Annotated in this window: 18 protein-coding genes and 1 other annotated feature; of the genes, 10 read left to right on the top strand and 8 right to left on the bottom strand. The window is 45.2% G+C overall.

The window, feature by feature from the left end:
- Nucleotides 1-15: 15 nt before the first annotated feature.
- The gene (locus tag MKY63_RS15235; RefSeq protein ID WP_036685280.1) at nucleotides 16-453 is read right to left on the bottom strand and encodes a hypothetical protein; all 438 of its coding nucleotides are present in this window, start codon (nucleotides 451-453) and stop codon (nucleotides 16-18) included.
- A gap of 270 nt (nucleotides 454-723) precedes the next feature.
- Here MKY63_RS15235 and MKY63_RS15230 point away from each other — a divergent pair, with 270 nt between their 5' ends.
- Together MKY63_RS15230 and MKY63_RS15225 are read left to right on the top strand one after the other, a co-directional pair.
- Nucleotides 724-1,911, top strand: coding sequence for an MFS transporter (locus MKY63_RS15230; RefSeq protein WP_036685283.1), 1,188 nt, complete (start codon nucleotides 724-726; stop codon nucleotides 1,909-1,911).
- A gap of 133 nt (nucleotides 1,912-2,044) precedes the next feature.
- On the top strand, nucleotides 2,045-2,392 hold the full coding sequence (locus tag MKY63_RS15225; protein WP_339813405.1) for a DNA primase: 348 nt from the start codon (nucleotides 2,045-2,047) through the stop codon (nucleotides 2,390-2,392).
- Nucleotides 2,393-2,488: 96 nt separating this feature from the next.
- On the opposite strand, the gene MKY63_RS15220 is transcribed toward MKY63_RS15225, so the two are convergent.
- Both MKY63_RS15220 and cyoE read right to left on the bottom strand, forming a co-directional pair.
- Nucleotides 2,489-3,106, bottom strand: a complete 618-nt coding sequence (locus tag MKY63_RS15220; protein WP_141118578.1) for an SCO family protein — start codon at nucleotides 3,104-3,106, stop codon at nucleotides 2,489-2,491.
- Nucleotides 3,107-3,129: 23 nt separating this feature from the next.
- Nucleotides 3,130-4,062, bottom strand: coding sequence for a heme o synthase (cyoE, locus tag MKY63_RS15215; protein WP_036685285.1), 933 nt, complete (start codon nucleotides 4,060-4,062; stop codon nucleotides 3,130-3,132).
- Between the two features lie 232 nt (nucleotides 4,063-4,294).
- Between cyoE and MKY63_RS15210 the strand changes: the two genes are divergently transcribed.
- Nucleotides 4,295-5,296, top strand: a complete 1,002-nt coding sequence (locus MKY63_RS15210) for a metal-dependent hydrolase (protein ID WP_339813402.1) — start codon at nucleotides 4,295-4,297, stop codon at nucleotides 5,294-5,296.
- Between the two features lie 104 nt (nucleotides 5,297-5,400).
- On the top strand, nucleotides 5,401-5,589 hold the full coding sequence (locus MKY63_RS15205; RefSeq protein WP_038573198.1) for a hypothetical protein: 189 nt from the start codon (nucleotides 5,401-5,403) through the stop codon (nucleotides 5,587-5,589).
- A 1-nt stretch (nucleotide 5,590) separates the two neighbouring features.
- Here MKY63_RS15205 and trpS read toward each other — a convergent pair whose 3' ends face one another.
- On the bottom strand, nucleotides 5,591-6,577 hold the full coding sequence (gene trpS / locus MKY63_RS15200; RefSeq protein WP_036685592.1) for a tryptophan--tRNA ligase: 987 nt from the start codon (nucleotides 6,575-6,577) through the stop codon (nucleotides 5,591-5,593).
- A 63-nt stretch (nucleotides 6,578-6,640) separates the two neighbouring features.
- Nucleotides 6,641-6,880: a binding site (T-box leader), on the bottom strand.
- 134 nt (nucleotides 6,881-7,014) lie between these two features.
- On the opposite strand from trpS, the gene MKY63_RS15195 reads away from it, so the two are divergent.
- On the top strand, nucleotides 7,015-7,989 hold the full coding sequence (locus MKY63_RS15195; protein WP_076105307.1) for an aldose 1-epimerase: 975 nt from the start codon (nucleotides 7,015-7,017) through the stop codon (nucleotides 7,987-7,989).
- A gap of 201 nt (nucleotides 7,990-8,190) precedes the next feature.
- Entirely contained in the window at nucleotides 8,191-8,421 is a 231-nt protein-coding gene (locus MKY63_RS15190; protein ID WP_036685295.1) for an alpha/beta-type small acid-soluble spore protein, read from the top strand.
- A gap of 153 nt (nucleotides 8,422-8,574) precedes the next feature.
- On the opposite strand, the gene MKY63_RS15185 is transcribed toward MKY63_RS15190, so the two are convergent.
- Both MKY63_RS15185 and MKY63_RS15180 read right to left on the bottom strand, forming a co-directional pair.
- Nucleotides 8,575-8,985: a hypothetical protein gene (locus MKY63_RS15185; RefSeq protein WP_036685297.1), complete on the bottom strand. Its 411-nt coding sequence runs from the start codon at nucleotides 8,983-8,985 to the stop codon at nucleotides 8,575-8,577.
- A gap of 613 nt (nucleotides 8,986-9,598) precedes the next feature.
- Nucleotides 9,599-11,398 (bottom strand): M3 family oligoendopeptidase, encoded by a 1,800-nt coding sequence (locus MKY63_RS15180; protein WP_076274257.1) that lies wholly within the window; start codon nucleotides 11,396-11,398, stop codon nucleotides 9,599-9,601.
- A 118-nt stretch (nucleotides 11,399-11,516) separates the two neighbouring features.
- On the opposite strand from MKY63_RS15180, the gene MKY63_RS15175 reads away from it, so the two are divergent.
- The gene (locus tag MKY63_RS15175; RefSeq protein WP_076105309.1) at nucleotides 11,517-11,708 is read left to right on the top strand and encodes a YycC family protein; all 192 of its coding nucleotides are present in this window, start codon (nucleotides 11,517-11,519) and stop codon (nucleotides 11,706-11,708) included.
- The gene (locus MKY63_RS15170) at nucleotides 11,705-11,935 is read left to right on the top strand and encodes a hypothetical protein (RefSeq protein ID WP_036685307.1); all 231 of its coding nucleotides are present in this window, start codon (nucleotides 11,705-11,707) and stop codon (nucleotides 11,933-11,935) included. The genes MKY63_RS15175 and MKY63_RS15170 overlap by 4 nt, the downstream gene beginning before the upstream one ends.
- 79 nt (nucleotides 11,936-12,014) lie before the next feature.
- Here MKY63_RS15170 and MKY63_RS15165 read toward each other — a convergent pair whose 3' ends face one another.
- Both MKY63_RS15165 and MKY63_RS15160 read right to left on the bottom strand, forming a co-directional pair.
- A complete protein-coding gene (locus tag MKY63_RS15165; protein WP_076274256.1) occupies nucleotides 12,015-12,731 on the bottom strand; it encodes a DUF2225 domain-containing protein in 717 nt (238 codons plus the stop codon).
- Nucleotides 12,732-12,767: 36 nt separating this feature from the next.
- Complete coding sequence (locus MKY63_RS15160; protein ID WP_076296367.1) at nucleotides 12,768-13,151, bottom strand: globin; 384 nt, start codon at nucleotides 13,149-13,151, stop codon at nucleotides 12,768-12,770.
- 412 nt (nucleotides 13,152-13,563) lie between these two features.
- Between MKY63_RS15160 and ylbJ the strand changes: the two genes are divergently transcribed.
- Nucleotides 13,564-14,826: a sporulation integral membrane protein YlbJ gene (gene ylbJ / locus MKY63_RS15155; protein ID WP_076141968.1), complete on the top strand. Its 1,263-nt coding sequence runs from the start codon at nucleotides 13,564-13,566 to the stop codon at nucleotides 14,824-14,826.
- Between the two features lie 74 nt (nucleotides 14,827-14,900).
- Entirely contained in the window at nucleotides 14,901-15,704 is an 804-nt protein-coding gene (locus MKY63_RS15150) for an NAD kinase (RefSeq protein ID WP_076105311.1), read from the top strand.
- Nucleotides 15,705-15,708: the final 4 nt, after the last annotated feature.

Below are 15,708 nucleotides of genomic sequence, written 5' to 3'. Positions count from 1 at the left end.
TTAAACTGAGGCCGTTTATTGATGTTTCCGAGCTTCCTCGATAAATGTTTGTGTGGTATCTGTAATACTCCACTTCCCAAGACTAACTCCGCGGAAAGTAACCTCTACCTTATCTTCACCAGTAGTACCTTTCACTTCAATATTCGGAGTTGTGATCGTAAATGTTCCGTCACCATTTGAAGTGTACTTCGCATCCTGCGCCTCTTTAAGCATGACCTCTTGTGCTTCCTTCTTCAGCGTGCTTACCGTTCCATCTGCCACCTTATTCACAGCGTTACCAATTTGGTCCATTGTCACACCACTATAGATGAATAGACCTACAACGATAATAATGACAATCGCCCATTTCAACATCGTTTTGACCAAATTAACAACCGCGAACAACAGAACAAGCGCAATAACAATAACTAACCAATTCTCTCTAATAAACTGTGACCACACCTCTGGATCCATCAACCTCACAACACCCCTATCGCCTAGTTTCGTCCTAAGGATTATCTCCTCCATAGACATGACGCCAATATTAATTATTATACATGAATGCCCATCATAATTCATGGTTCCACAGCCAGAGAAAGGTATACCTGCTTACAGGAATTAAAAAAGCGGTATAAGCCCTCTCTGTCCCACGTAAAGTACAAGTAGTTGCTTAAATTTGATCTTCTTAAAATACGCCTTCCTGCATTAACCTTTATTGTAGGTGGCTCTCGGAGGTGTTTCCCTGTGAAAACTGCGCTATGGCTGTACCTGTTTCTTTTTCTGGCGTTTTTTGATTTACATGCACAGTATCCTATTCTAACGCCCTTTGCCATCTCTCTTGGTGCGGGACCCGCCTTTATTGGCTGGATGATGGGCATGTATTCGTTGACCCATCTTCCTGGCAATTTGCTCGCAGGCGTACTCGTCGATCGTAATGGCAGCCGCCGCTACATCGTCTTTAGCCTTGTTACTGCGGGAGCCATTCTATTGCTGCAGGCTCACGCTCAGCTTCCGTGGCATTTGCTGATGCTACGAGCAGCAAGCGGGTTCGCGCTCGCCTTCCTCTCTCCGGCGTGCATGACCTTGCTGGCTTCATTATCATCTGATGCCACTGAGCAGGGGAAATATATGTCCGGACATGGTATCGTTCATACCTTAGCTTCAGTGGTATCCCCAGCAGCGGGTGCCTTTATCGTAGCTAAAGCTGGCTATTCCGGCACCTTCACCACATTGGGATGGCTGCTTATCGCTACAGGAATCATGGCTTTTTTCAGTGTACCGGCGCCTGCCCGGCGTTTAGTACGCCCTGTAAACTCAGCAGCACCTCCTTTGAAAAATCAGGATCTTCCTTCGGTCCCTATATCCGATCCCAATCCAGTTTCCAAACGTTATTATCTGCTGCCTTTTTTCGTTTCTTGTTCACAAGGGGTTCTGTTCTTTGAGCTTCCTCTATCTCAGACCGGAAGTAATAGCATTGTTTCCACAGGTATTCTTTTATCGCTCCTTAGCTTAGGGGCTTTGGTAACACTCAGTTTGTTCTTCCTGAACCGCTTTTCCCCAGGAGGAAGAATAGCCGTGGCCTTGCTAGGAATGGCCCTTTGTTTTTTTGCGCTCGCCTCACTTCACAGCATTCCCGCTTCCGTTATTCTCTTTATTCTGGGTGCAGCCAAAGGAATATTATTTCCTGCAATGGCTTCGCTCTTTATTAGTCTAGGTGGACCAGGACGTATGGGACGCACCTTCTCCATGCAGTCGATAGCCATGTCACTAGGTGCATTCGCAGGGCCTGTGGCCGCAGGACAACTAAGAGACGTTGTTTCGCCTTATTTCATTGCCTTTCTATTGCTGATGGTTGCACTATTACTGCTTCCGCCAAAAAATTCAGCCAAGCTGTCCACCTACTCTTCCAAATGGAATGGGCGGGCCGCATGATTTATTGTTTTTACGACATTTCCCGGGGAATGAAGATTTTCCTGTAGAAACAGTTGTTAAAACTGCTCCTCCTTCGGTAAACTATAATGAGTCTGAAAGTTCAGGCTTCATTTCCGGAGGTGATTGTCAGCAAATGTCCATTACGATTATTGTCGAAGGCAAAAACGATCGCAGCAGATTACGACGCGTGCTGGTACCGGAAGTCGAAATCCTCTGTACCTTTGGTACATTAAATATGCTCAAACTCGAGTCCCTGCGACAAAAAGTAGGAGATGGAGAAGTATATCTTTATATGGATAACGACAGTTCAGGCAAAAAAATACGCGGGATTCTCCGCGATGCCTTTCCCGATGCTGGTCACATCTATACGCGCCGGGGTTATGCCGGAGTGGAGGGCACTCCAGATGAATACAATATTAATCAGCTTGAAAAAGCGGGTCTGGAAGAGTTCATCATTTACCCTGAACCCATTCCTTTTTGATTCGCGATATATTGCCTAAGAAATTAAAAACGCCTTTTTCGTTATCCCTTCAATAAACGGGATTCGAAAAAGGCGTTTCTGTTATGCGGTTATGTTCTATTCACGAGCCAATTCATTCAGCCTATCGGCAAGAAATTCAGGCGTTACGTTATCCGTATCTCCTGCGTCATACAATGCACGGAGACGATTGTCTCGATCAACCAATGCTATGCGATTGGCATGTACGAAATTTTCTTTACTATTCCCTGCAATTAGTACTTTAAAAGAATCAGTTGCCAGCTTACGAATCACTTCCTGATCCCCCCGTAAGAAGTACCAACCCTTATAATCTGCCTGGAAACGGTCCGCAAAGGTCTTAATGGCTTCACGTGTATCATTCTCTGGATCAAAAGAAATGGAGACGAACGCCGTATCTTTTCCAAAGTTGCCCTCGTCGACCAGAATTTTCTGCGTCTGAGATAACAGAAACGTAGTTATAGGACATACATCCGGACATTGCGTGAAAAAAAAGTATACCAGCCGTGCCTTACCTTGTGTATCAGCCAGAGTAATCTGGTCTCCATCCACATTTTCAAGTGAAAAGTCCTGCACTTCTCCGATTACCGGCAGTTTTTCTTTTCCTAAATTCAAAGAATTAACTGCCAGATAACCAGCCATTACCAAAGCAAGCAATAGTAGAATCCAGGTCCATTTATAACGCTTAAAGGTCTGCACGGACAATAATACCCTCCCTCTTCTTAACCGTGAATCGTATTTAATACAAGTACGATCAAACTTACCGTTAGGTAGTTAATGGAGAAGAGGAAGTTCTTCTTCGCCCAGACTTCGTCATCTTTTGCTGCAAAGCCCATCAAGGTTATGATTAACCAAGCCAGAGACAGCGCTGTTGAAATCACCAGATAAAAAATGCCTGCATAATCGTAGGCGTACATTAACACTGGAATAGGCAGTAACAGCGCTACATAAGGAATCATTTGAAACTTCGTACGACGTGTTCCTTTGACTACAGGCAGCAGTGGGAAACCTGCGGCTCTATATTCTTCTTTACGTCTAATCCCGAGCGCCCAGAAATGGGGAGGTTGCCACAGAAACAACATCGCAAACATCAGCCAAGCCCCTAGATCAACTGTTCCCGTAACTGCAACGTAGCCAATTACCGGTGGCATAGCTCCAGAGATCGCACCTACTGAAGTGCTCCATGTTGATGTCCGTTTCAACCAAAGGGTGTATACTACAACGTAAACGAACATCCCTACAATCCCGAACAGACCGGCTAAAACTCCGGAAAAAGCAAACAGCACAATCAAACCCGCAATCCCAAGCCCAATAGCATACAGCAATACGGTTTTGGGTTTCAGTCGTCCTGTAGGAAGCCCACGATCGCGCGTTCTTTCCATCTTCATATCCAGATCACGGTCGAAATAGTTATTAAAAACACAGGCCGAAGCCATAACCAGCATTGTACCGAGCAGAGTCAGAACTAATCTGCCGTATTGAACATCCCAACCTGAAGCCAGCCAATATCCTGCAAAGGCAGCGATGAGGTTAGATCGGATAATACCGGGTTTTGTTACGGTAATGAAATCACGCCAACTTGCACCTTCCGGTGGAGATTTTGCAGACATAGCTGCAGAATCGGAAGAAGCTTGAAATGTTATATGATTATCCACACCAAATGATCCTCCTTCTAAACAAACTTCTAACGTTCTAGCCGAAGCACTAAATAGACTTCGCTGTTAACTTTATCATATCAAACCCGAGGAGACTTTGACAGTCATGGCACAGTATGTTCATGAATTTGACAATTACGTGACAATATTTATTTCCAGCCCCTTAATAACCTAAGCCGTATTTGGGTAATTATTAATAATGTACTTCCGAACAACAAAGGAGAACTGACCAATGGACACCGCTACACATTTAGTTATGGGCATAGGGTTAGCCGGACTTTCTTTCGTCGATCCCGTCGTTGCTTCTGACCCTAAACTGGCCGGGGCCGTTATGCTGGCTACAATTTTAGGCTCACAGGCTCCTGATGCCGATACCGCATTAAGACTAAAGGACAATGCAATATATATTCGTAATCACCGGGGAATCACACACTCCTTGCCTTTTCTATTTTTGTGGCCCGCTCTGATTGCCCTAGTCTTAGGGCCTCTGTTTGGATTTACTGATTTGGCAGCTTTAAGCCATGTTGCACTCTGGGGTTTCATAGGTGTAGGCGTGCACGTCTTCTCTGATCTGTTTAACACCTATGGAACTCAGGCGGCCCGTCCATTCACTGAGAAATGGATCGCCTGGAATATCATCCACATTTTCGATCCATTTATTTTTGGCAGCCATATCGCAGCTATTCTGCTCTGGATCACTGGGATTGTTCCGCCTAAACCTTTATTTATTACGCTTTATGCCTGTACCATTCTTTATTATATTTGGAGAACGATTGTTCATGCCCGCCTTACACGAAACATCAAGCTTAAAGATATACACCATACTGCTGGCGAACGTTATATTGTAATCCCTACAATTTCACTTAAACGCTGGAACGTGGTTAAAGTGAAAAAAGACGGCAGTTATGACGTTGGGCAGCTACTGAACAACCGTCTGGAATGGTTCAAACATGCGGTCTGCTCGAATCATCCCGCTGTGGAAATATCCAAGTCGCATCCAGATATTCAGTCCTTTTTATATTTCACCTCTTATGCGGTGGCCGAAGTGGAGGAGCTTCCTTCAGGATATATGGTGCGCTGGGGAGACGTTCGTTATTTACACCGCAAACAATACCCTTTTGTGGCTGTATTAGTTATGGATAACCAATATAAACCTTTAAATACTTATGTAGGCTGGCTTAGCAGCGATAAGCTCGACAAACGATTTTCCATCGACCCTGGTTCTTTACGATGAAACTGTAGACTTACTGAGAGAACTATTCTATAATCACAAAAAATCCCGGAGTATTTATAATACTCCGGGATTCATTTTAGCAGACACGGAAAGGAAGGCTCTTAATGGGTAAAGGACTCTCACTTTGGTTCGCTTGTTCTTCTATTCTTATTCTCACTGCCGCTTCAATCGCGATCAGCTATAGCTTCTGGCTGGCACTCCTGCTTGGTTTTCTCTGCGTATTGAATATTGGCTGGGGATTTATCCTCAAAGCCAGAATTAGACGCAAACAGGAAAGTTTAAGCTCTGATTAGATTAACGAGCTGGCAGAAAGCCCATCCGCTCTTTTACGCCATTCAATGTCTCAGCTGCAACAATACGTGCGCGTTCAGCACCTTCGGCAAGAATATCAGTGATCGCACCTGAACTGCGAATTTCATGATATCTTTGTTGCAAAGGCTCAAGTGTGGACACAACCACTTCCCCAAGATCCTTCTTAAAGCCACCATACATTTGTCCCTCATAACGATCGGCAATTTGCTGGAGGGACATTCCAGAACATTCCGAGTAAATACTCATCAAGTTACTAATCTCTGGCTTATTAGCCGGATCAAAGATAACTTCACGTCCAGAATCAGTCGTTGCGCGGCTGATTTTTTTACGGATCACATCCGGCGAATCCAACAGGGCAATATAGCTGCCTGCATTTGGGCTGCTCTTGCTCATTTTTTTAGTGCCATCATCCAGAGACATAATGCGTGCGCCCACTTCAGGGATATACGGTTCAGGAATCGTAAAGAATTCGCCAAAACGGTTATTAAATCGGCCAGCTAAATCACGGGTCAACTCCAAGTGCTGCTTCTGATCTTCACCTACTGGCACAAGATCCGCATTATAAACAAGAATATCTGCTGCCATTAAAGAAGGATATACGAATAGGCCCGCGCCAACCGAATCCTTACCTGATGATTTATCTTTGAACTGTGTCATACGCTCAAGCTCGCCCATTGCCGTTAACGTAGTCATGATCCAACCCAATTCCGCATGCTGAGGCACATGGGACTGCATATATACATTCGAACGCACAGGATCAATTCCTGCCGCGATAAAGAGTGCAGCTACAGCTTCAGACTGCTCACGCAGTGCCGCAGGATCTTGAGCAACGGTGATCGCATGCATATCGACAACCATAAAGAAACATTGATGATCGTCTTGCAGCTTCACAAAATTTTTCAGCGCTCCGATATAGTTACCCAAAGTTAGAGAACCGCTCGGTTGTATGCCTGACATTACTTTTTTCAACATAATATAGACCTCCGTTAGATGTGATTTCCAATTTCCGAGAACGCAAAAAAAGCCTCATCCGCAAGGGACGTGAGACCGTGGTGCCACCCTTATTCGCTGCTAAACCTTTGTATAGTCAAAAGGAAACAGCCTTAGTCTTCCGTTAACGGGGAAGATCCGGCCGGTCTACTAGGGTATCTTGCTCCCGTTCAAGCGCGGCGCTCAGGGGTCCATTCATCAAGAGTGTCCTACCGGTTCGCATCAACCACCGGCTTTCTGAAGGTACATTTCCTGCCTACTTGTCCCCGTCATCACATTCTCATCATAATTTAATGCCTTCATCATAGAACCATAAAGAGAAGTTGTCAAATCACTTAACCACTTCCGTATAAATCTGTTATGATAAGGTTATCCATGTTCTATTCGATTACAGTTACGATAAAGGAGCATATCTCATGAAACAGGTGACCAAAGGGCAGTGGGGCGGTTATGATACTTATATTTTGCACAGCCGCGAACTGGAAGTCACGCTTTTGCCGCGACTAGGAAACAACGTGATTTCATTGTTTGATGTAAAGGAACAACGGGAAATTCTGCGGCGGCCTGATGAAAGCGATCAAGCTTTCTTTATGCAAAAACCTTACCATTTTGGCATCCCGCTCTTAATTCCACCCGGAAGAATTCGTAAAGGAAAATTTCAATTCGAGGGTACAAGTTATCAATTTGACCAGAATACCGCTGGTGACAATCATATCCATGGTCTACACCGGACTCAATCCTGGTGTGTCAGCGATATTGAAGAAGACGAGGACGGTTGTGCAGTCACTACTGAATTCCTTACTGAAGATGATCCACACTGGATGGAGCAATTTCCCATTCCACTCAAATTCGAAATGACATTCAGGCTTCAGGATGCCCGGCTCAGCCAGACTTTAAAGGTTACAAATCTCGGCGATCATCGTATTCCCTTTGGGATCGGTTATCACACCTGGTTTATGATCGATGGAGAACCTGAACGCTGGAATCTCAAATTGCCCGTAAACAGCATTTATGAACTAAACGATGAATTGCTCCCTAGCGGCAATCTAATTCCACTCGGTGATCTAGAGTCTCTAAATTCTGGAATTAACCTACAGGGAACTAATTTTGATACCGCTCTGCGTATTGGTGACAAGCAGCCCGTAGAAGCATTGTTATTACGCGATGATGGTTATGGTCTTCGTTATACGGCCGACGAGAATCTTTTTCGCCACTGGGTCCTGTATACCAAAGGACCAGCCGATCAATTTCTGTGCATCGAACCTTATACCTGGCTCCCGGATGCTCCTAACGTTTCCGACGATCCTTCCTTCACTGGCTTGCTGAAGGTAGAACCAGGTCAAAGCCTTGAGCTGTCCACTATGCTGGAAATGATCTATCCCGAGAATTAAAGCAGATATACATTATATCGGTCTTCCCTTGCGTTTACGTAAGAGAAGGCCGATTTTTTGTGCGAGCTTAGTTATTTAGGCTTTCCTACCCTTACTTTTAATCGACTAATAATTACCATCCTTAAAACCTTTCGATAGCATGCATGAATTAGCCTCTTAGCGCTCATACTATCTTCACAACGGGCGAAGGAGGTGACACACATGGGTCAAGCAGGTCAAGGTCGTAGCAGCCGTTCCAATAACCTTGTAGTTCCTCAAGCAAATGCAGCGTTGCAACAATTGAAATATGAAGCAGCACAAGAGCTTGGAGTAACGATCCCAGCTGACGGTTATTACGGGAACTACACTTCCCGCGAAACTGGTTCTTTGGGAGGTTACATCACTAAACGTCTAGTACAACTGGCAGAACAACAACTGTCCGGTCGTCAGTAACATCGTTATCTTAAGTGTTTTATCCGGCTGAGGTCTTAAAAAGCCTATTGCCGACTAGCTTTCAAACCTCTCACACTTCTTCCAGAAGCTGTGGGAGGTTTTTCTAATTTATACCCTATAATCCGAGCTGCATGCAATCTTTATGTAAAACGTTTAACTTAAAAATTGATCAGCACTCTCGGCGTAAGCATTACGGGGAGATCGAATCATCAGATTTGCCATATTATAATTGGACTCCAGCGTAGCATCTACGATTAGCTTTCCCTGTCTTATAGCGAATTCATAGCTGATCTCACCATGAGTCCAGCGCCGTTTGTATTTCAGACTCTCCAGTGCCATTAGACGAAAAGAAGACTGCTGACTCTCCGTTATTCCTTCCTTTACTTCTGTGAATCCACCACCCCGACCGGCTAGAGGGTGATGACGTATGCCGAATTTGCCAATGGTATTATTTCGTATTTGCACAAATACCGTACCGGAAGATAGTCCCGATAATTCCTCTTGCAGTTCCCTAAACACCAAATCCATCTGTCTTGCTAATGATAGCTGTTCTGTCTTAAGCATATCTTTCCTCCTAAAAGTTTTGTGAGCTTAGCTTCTTCGAGTTCACTTCGTCTTTTATAAATCGAACCCTAAATATTTAGGCTAAGGATCCGTCGCTACTGCGGGGAATGTTTGGACTTCCAGCCGCTGTTGTCTCCAAATTTCTTGAATTCTTACGCGTACAGCGGGTGAAATTCGGAGACAAAGGCGGTCGCTCCCGCTCTTACAGTTCCAAAATTCCCCTCCGCCACTCCTTCCCCTTTTCCCAAGTTTCTGGTTCGATTTATATTGTTTGTGAGCTTAGCTACTTCGAGTTTACTTCGTACAAATCGGCTTAGTAAGCGCTTACTTAAGCTTTTTGAGCTAAGCTCATTAGTCTTCCTTGCAAGCCTTATATAAGGCTCAAGGCTCATTATAGACCCCTTAAATACGTCAAACAACATTATTCTACAAAATTGGGTTATTATCCCTAGTAATGCGCAAAATTCATAGATCATTCGTATATTAATTTTTATAAAACGGGAGTTTTCGACAATTAACCATTAAAAAAAGACCCCTTAACCGGGGTCTTTGCGCGTTCACACTGAAATTCCGTTATTTTTAGCGCACTGAAATTTGTCTTATTTTAGACATTTCATGCTAAATGCTCAGTCATCTCCAAGAACTCGTTGATATCAGCCACGATCAAATCTGTAGCCCCTTGCCAGAAATCTGGCTTAGTCAGATCCACACCCAAATGTTTGAGCACCAAATCCTCCAATGTCATCACGCCGGTATCCTGCAACAAGCTATCATATTTGTCTGCAAAGGAAGCTCCCTCTTGTAATGCCAGACGATATAAGCCTGTACTGAACATATAACCAACAGTGTACGGGAAATTATAGAAAGGTACATCTGTGATATAGAAATGCAGCTTCGACGCCCAGAAGTGAGGATGGTATTCAGAAAGCACACCACAGAAAGCTTCTTTCTGTGCTTCCACCATCAGAGCAGACAGTTCCTCAGCATTTACAAGGCCTTCCTTACGTTTTTCATAAAAACGAGTCTCGAACAAGAATCGAGCGTGAATGTTCATAAAGAATGCCACACTGTTCTGTATCTTCGTTTCAAGCAGTGCCAGCTTCTCCTCTGCATTGCCCGCAGCTTTAACCTGAGCATCAGATACAATCACTTCTGCAAAGGTTGAAGCGGTCTCTGCAACGTTCATTGCATAATTCTGATTAAATACAGGTTGATCATCAAGCAAGTAGGAATGATAGGCATGTCCCAGCTCATGGGCCAATGTTGAAACATTGGAAGGTGTGCCGCTGTAAGTCATGAATATCCGTGATTCTTTGCTCTCAGGGAAGGAAGTACAGAATCCACCAGGACGTTTGCCATTACGATCCTCAACCTCGATCCAGTTATTATCAAAGGCACGCTCTGCAAACTCAGCCATCTTAGGACTAAATTTACGGAACTGTGTGACGATATCCTTCGCAGCTTGATCATAAGGGATTTTGCCGGAGGATTTGCCTACAGGAGCTTCGACATCGACCCATGAGAGGGAATCCAACCCCAGCAGCTTGGCTTTGCGCTGAAGGTAGGACACGAGTACAGGTTTGCTCTTCGTAATTACGTCCCACATCGTATTTAAGGTGTCCTGTGTCATACGATTAATGCTGAGCGGATCTTTTAGAACATCGTCCCAGCCTCTGCCCTTATAGAGCTTCAGGCGGAAGCCTGCTAAGTGATTTAAAGTATCTGCGCAATTATCTGCCGCTTCAGTCCAAGCCTCTTCCCATTTATGGAACATCGCTTGACGCACTTTTGGATCTGGATCATCCAGCTTATTAAAAGCTTGACCTGCAGAAAGCAGCTTTGCTCCTTCTTCATCCTCAAATGGGATCTTGATTGAGCTTACAATCGTATCATAGTGTCCGCTCCATCCATGATATCCGTCAACAGCTAATTCCAACGCTAAACTTTCCAGCTCAGGGCTCATCTTCTCACGGGCCAAATCACGGCTCTCGCTCAGTACGAACGTTAAAGGAGCAATCTCTGGACGAGCCATCCACTCAGCCCATACCTTGTCCGTAGTCTGACGCAGTACATTGCTAAATTGCGAGCTGATCCCTTCGAATCCGGCGCGCATGCTTGTCACTTTGGCTGCCAGTCTTACCGCACCCTTGTCCATCTGATTCTGAGCGCCTAGACAGTCTGCGAAGGAAGTGACCTCCACAAGTCTTCCTGAACAGCTCTGAAGCAATGCTATAACCTCATCCAATGCTTTTGTAGACGCAACATCCGTTGGTGCCACAGCATCCTTCACAAAGCCCTGTAAGGATAAAATATCTTTTTCAAGCTTGCTCAAGAAACCTTCTAGCTCTGCAGACGAAGACCCCCCCGGAAAAATAGTATCCAGTTCCCAAGTCAGTGATAACGGTTGTTTCATTTGTACTCACCATTCCTTTGCTTTCATTTGACTTTCTTTGTAATTGTCTTAACACCATGGTAAAGTGAATAACGATATCTGAACATTTATAGCCGATAAACTTTAGGAGGGCATTCATATGAAGCCACTACAAATTTCACCGGAAACAGCCATTACGTTATCCAAGCAACTAGGCGTTCCTTTGGAACACTTGATGCATATGCCCCAACATATTTTACTACAAAAAATAGCGGAGCTATCCAAAAAACAAAATCCCCCACAAACTGAGGGCGAAAATGAAGAGACTCCTTCTGGGAAGGACTCACAATGATTCCTTTTAGTCATACCTGGCCTTATGACATCATTCTAGGCGATATGTATGTGCAATACTGTCCATTCTGCAACTCAGAGAATGTGCTTCTGCCTATGAAGCCAAAAGAATTACAAATCGTTCGTGACGGCAAGAAAAAACTGCTTGTCTTCCCCTGCTGCAGCGCCAGTCCTACAGTTATAGATAATGACGGCGATTACCTTTTGTTCGATCGAGCTGTCAGATAAGCAAATCCTAACATTTTCTTTCTACAAAGCGCAGAGGAGAATTAAATTCTCTTCTGCGCTTTTTGTTGTTCGCAAATCGTTATGAACTTGAAGACAAGCCTTCGACATCAACCTCAACCTCTACAGCCTCAGCACGCATTTGCTCCCGTAAAATAACCCACTGCTCACGTGCCGCTCGAATCATCGCCGCATCCATAATCTTCTGATCATTAATCAGACGGGAGAACCACATCACAGCCACTGAGTATTCTCCGATGCGCCGATTAAGTTCGCCGATCAGGTACATGAGCCGGGCATCATTGCCGGCAATGCCATCTTTTTCATAGACCTTAACATACTCGTCCAAAGAATAACGTAAAAAACGCTTCTCCTGCTCAGTCTCCCCTTGGTAGCGATAGAGCCAAGCAATGTGATGCAGCAGACTTGCAATAATCCGATCTTTATCGTTAATACTCTGAGCACATAAAAGCGCCAGCTTATAGGTCTCGAGCGCAGTTTCCCAGTCTCTTTTCTCCCCAAAGTCTCGGCTCTTCCAGCGTTTCCCTACCTGCTCATTAAATGCCTTACGCTGACGTTCCGTCAGCTTGTCAGCCGAATTTTCTGTGGAGGCAAACCCGCAATTGGGGCAGACCCGTACAACATAATAATCCGGATTCTCATTTTTATAATATGCGCAGAAATCAGCATCACGCCGAACAGCCTTTTTTAGGCTAGGACGTACCCGCGAGGTTGAAAATTCATTTTCACAGTTGCAACACTTGACCTTTATAGAATATAGGGGTATTAACTCTGTCAAGTACTCTCATTCCTTTCAGGATCAACCTGTCCCTTGTTATTCCTGGGGCATGTTAACAAAATGATGTGCAGGACCTGCAAGGCGGCTAAGCACGAATGAACGCAGTGGTTCTTCGACTCCAGTCTCCACCAGTGCCTCTTTCATACATTGTAGCCACTCATCAGCACGTTCTGAAGTAATAGGAATATGCATATGCCTTGCTCTCATCATGGGATGTCCATGTAATTCCGAATAAAGTGGACCCCCGCCAAAAAACTGTGTCAGGAATTGATATTGCTTCTCCAGAACTGGAGTAATATCTTCAGGGAACAAGGGTCCCAGCTGCGGATGAAGCTGTACCTTGGCATAGAACACTTCCACCAACCGATGTAGTGCTTCAGCCCCCCCTAGATTTTCATATATACTCTCATTTGGATTCATTGAGGTTACCAGCCTTCTTCCATATTAATGAAACGTTACGTATTTTATTATACCAAAGATAAGCATAACACGGATATCCGTCGAAAGTGCTCTCTAAAGTACAGAAAAAAGACGCTAAACTATAGTTCAGCGCCTGAAGAGTAAGGTTAGTAGGTCCTAAATTCCTCATCACCAGGAGGGACGAGAGAGACCCGGATTACATATACAAAAGCACAAACGAGAACTCCGGCTATAACGCTCATCGCCATCACTCCATCCCATTTAATCGTGTAACAGAGGGTGCATTTATTTATTACATAATATCATAATTCCTGCGAAAAAGCACAGATAATTGTAACCGCTTTCTCCATTTTTTTGTGCTGTTTGTCCCTCTTTTTGCATACATCTAACCATAGACCAGGAGGCGTTAATTATGACTTTTAAAAAGATTGGCGGCCCGCTGCTGGGATTCATATTGGCTGGTTGTATGCTGCTGATGTTACTTCATCCTGAAGCATCTCTTGCCGCAGCCTTACGTGGCCTGGCCATCTGGTGGGACGTGCTCTTCCCTTCACTGTTTCCATTCTTCGTCATTTCTGAAATCATGCTAGGCTTAGGCATTGTCCATCTCTTCGGCGCTTTACTTGATCCACTGATGCGCCCCCTCTTCGGTATACCTGGCAGCGGTGGTTTTGTCGCGGCCATGGGATATGTATCAGGATATCCCGTTGGAGCCAAATTAACCGCTAAGCTGCGGGAGCAGAAGCTGATCAGCAGAATCGAAGGTGAACGCCTTGTAGCATTTACAACCTCCTCCGATCCTATTTTTCTACTAGGGGCGGTATCCGTTGGGTTCTTTCGCGATGCTTCTTTGGGGCTAATATTGGCACTAGCCCACTACGGAAGTGGCTTAATGGTTGGTCTCCTAATGTCATTTCATGGACGTAAGGAACAAAAGACTCCCACCCAAGACCCAACAAAAAGTAGTTCTGACGCCCCCTCTGCTCCAGCAAAACAAGGATTCGGCAGAATACATGCCGCACTCCTTGCGATGTCCGAAGCCCGGCGCAAGGATGGACGGAGCTTCGGGGAACTGTTAAAAGGAGCGATCCAATCCTCGCTACAGCTTATTATTGTCGTAGGGGGTCTGGTTGTATTCTTCAACGTGCTAATGGAGCTGCTTGCCCGTGCCGGAATCCTGCCCTCACTATTTAGCCTGGCCGGATCTCTCGTCTCCCTTGTTGGAGGGCCTCCCGAATTAGCTCAGGCCTTGATCAGCGGATTGTTCGAGGTCACCATAGGTGCTCGTTCTGCTGGTGAAGCCGCTTCTTCCATCCCGCTTCAATTCAAGGTCGCAGCAGCTGCCTTTATTCTCTCTTGGGGCGGATTATCTGTACATGCCCAAGTCGCCAGTATTTTGAACGGTACCGGGCTGCGTTATCTGCCGTTCTTAACTGCACGACTAATACATGCCATACTCGCAGCAGGTCTCGTGGTGCTGCTATGGAAGCCTGTGATGGGATCAGGATTGTCTTCTGCATGGGTCTCTCTGCCTGCCTCCACTGCCTTTACACCATCAGCCTCAGGTGTCACTGCCAGTCTAGCTCTACTGAGTCTTATACTAGCCGCTGCTCTTCTAGTGTCACTGCTTATCCCTGCCTTTATGGCAATGCTCCGATTGATGCGCCGAAGTTGATTACATATTGTGTTCCGGGGCAAGATTGATTATGATCGGTGTATGACGGAATTATATAAAGGAGCTTGTACATCTTGAGATATTATGTTCTGGACCGCGGTGATGAGCTGTCAATCAAACTTGCCGAGCAATTTCACAAGCTGGCGGCGGAGCGGGATTTGCAACTGGATGCCGAGTCTCCGGAAATCGTCATCTCGATAGGTGGAGACGGCACAATGCTGCACGCTTTTCATACCTTTATCGACCAGATTCCCAACTTAGCCTTTGTAGGTGTGCACACAGGACACCTCGGCTTCTATGCGGACTGGCAAGCAGAAGAGCTGCCCACCTTAATCGATTATATGTGCGGAACCGGTGAATCTGAGCCGCAGAAACCGCGTATTGTGAAATATCCATTAATAGAGCTGGAGATTCACAAAAAATCGGGATCTTCGTCTCACATTGCCCTCAACGAATTTACCCTTAAAGGGGTGGATGGAACTATAATGATCCAAATCGACATCAACGATGTCACCTTCGAAATGTTCCGGGGCGATGGACTTTGTATTTCAACTCCCTCTGGCAGTACAGCTTATAACAAAAGCCTAGGGGGCGCTATGGTTCACCCTTCAATAGAAGCGCTGCAGATTGCCGAAATCGCGTCTATTAACAACCGTGTATTCCGGACAATGGGCTCGCCGCTACTACTGCCAAAGCATCATCATTGTGACATTTTTTCATGTAAAGACCAGCGTTTGCTGCTCACCGTAGATCATAACAACATTCCTGTTGATGACCTGATTTCAGTACGCTGTCAAGTTTCAGACAAAAAAGTCAGCTTCGCAAGATATCGTCCGTTTCCGTTCTGGAACCGTGTCCGTGAAGCTTTCTTAGTCTGAGATC

It is taken from the genome of Paenibacillus sp. FSL R7-0189 (genome assembly GCF_037969925.1).
Taxonomy (GTDB): Bacteria; Bacillota; Bacilli; order Paenibacillales; family Paenibacillaceae; genus Paenibacillus_AQ; species Paenibacillus_AQ odorifer.
The sequence above is the reverse complement of the archived record's forward strand: the minus strand, read 5'-3'. Positions and strand labels throughout refer to the sequence as shown.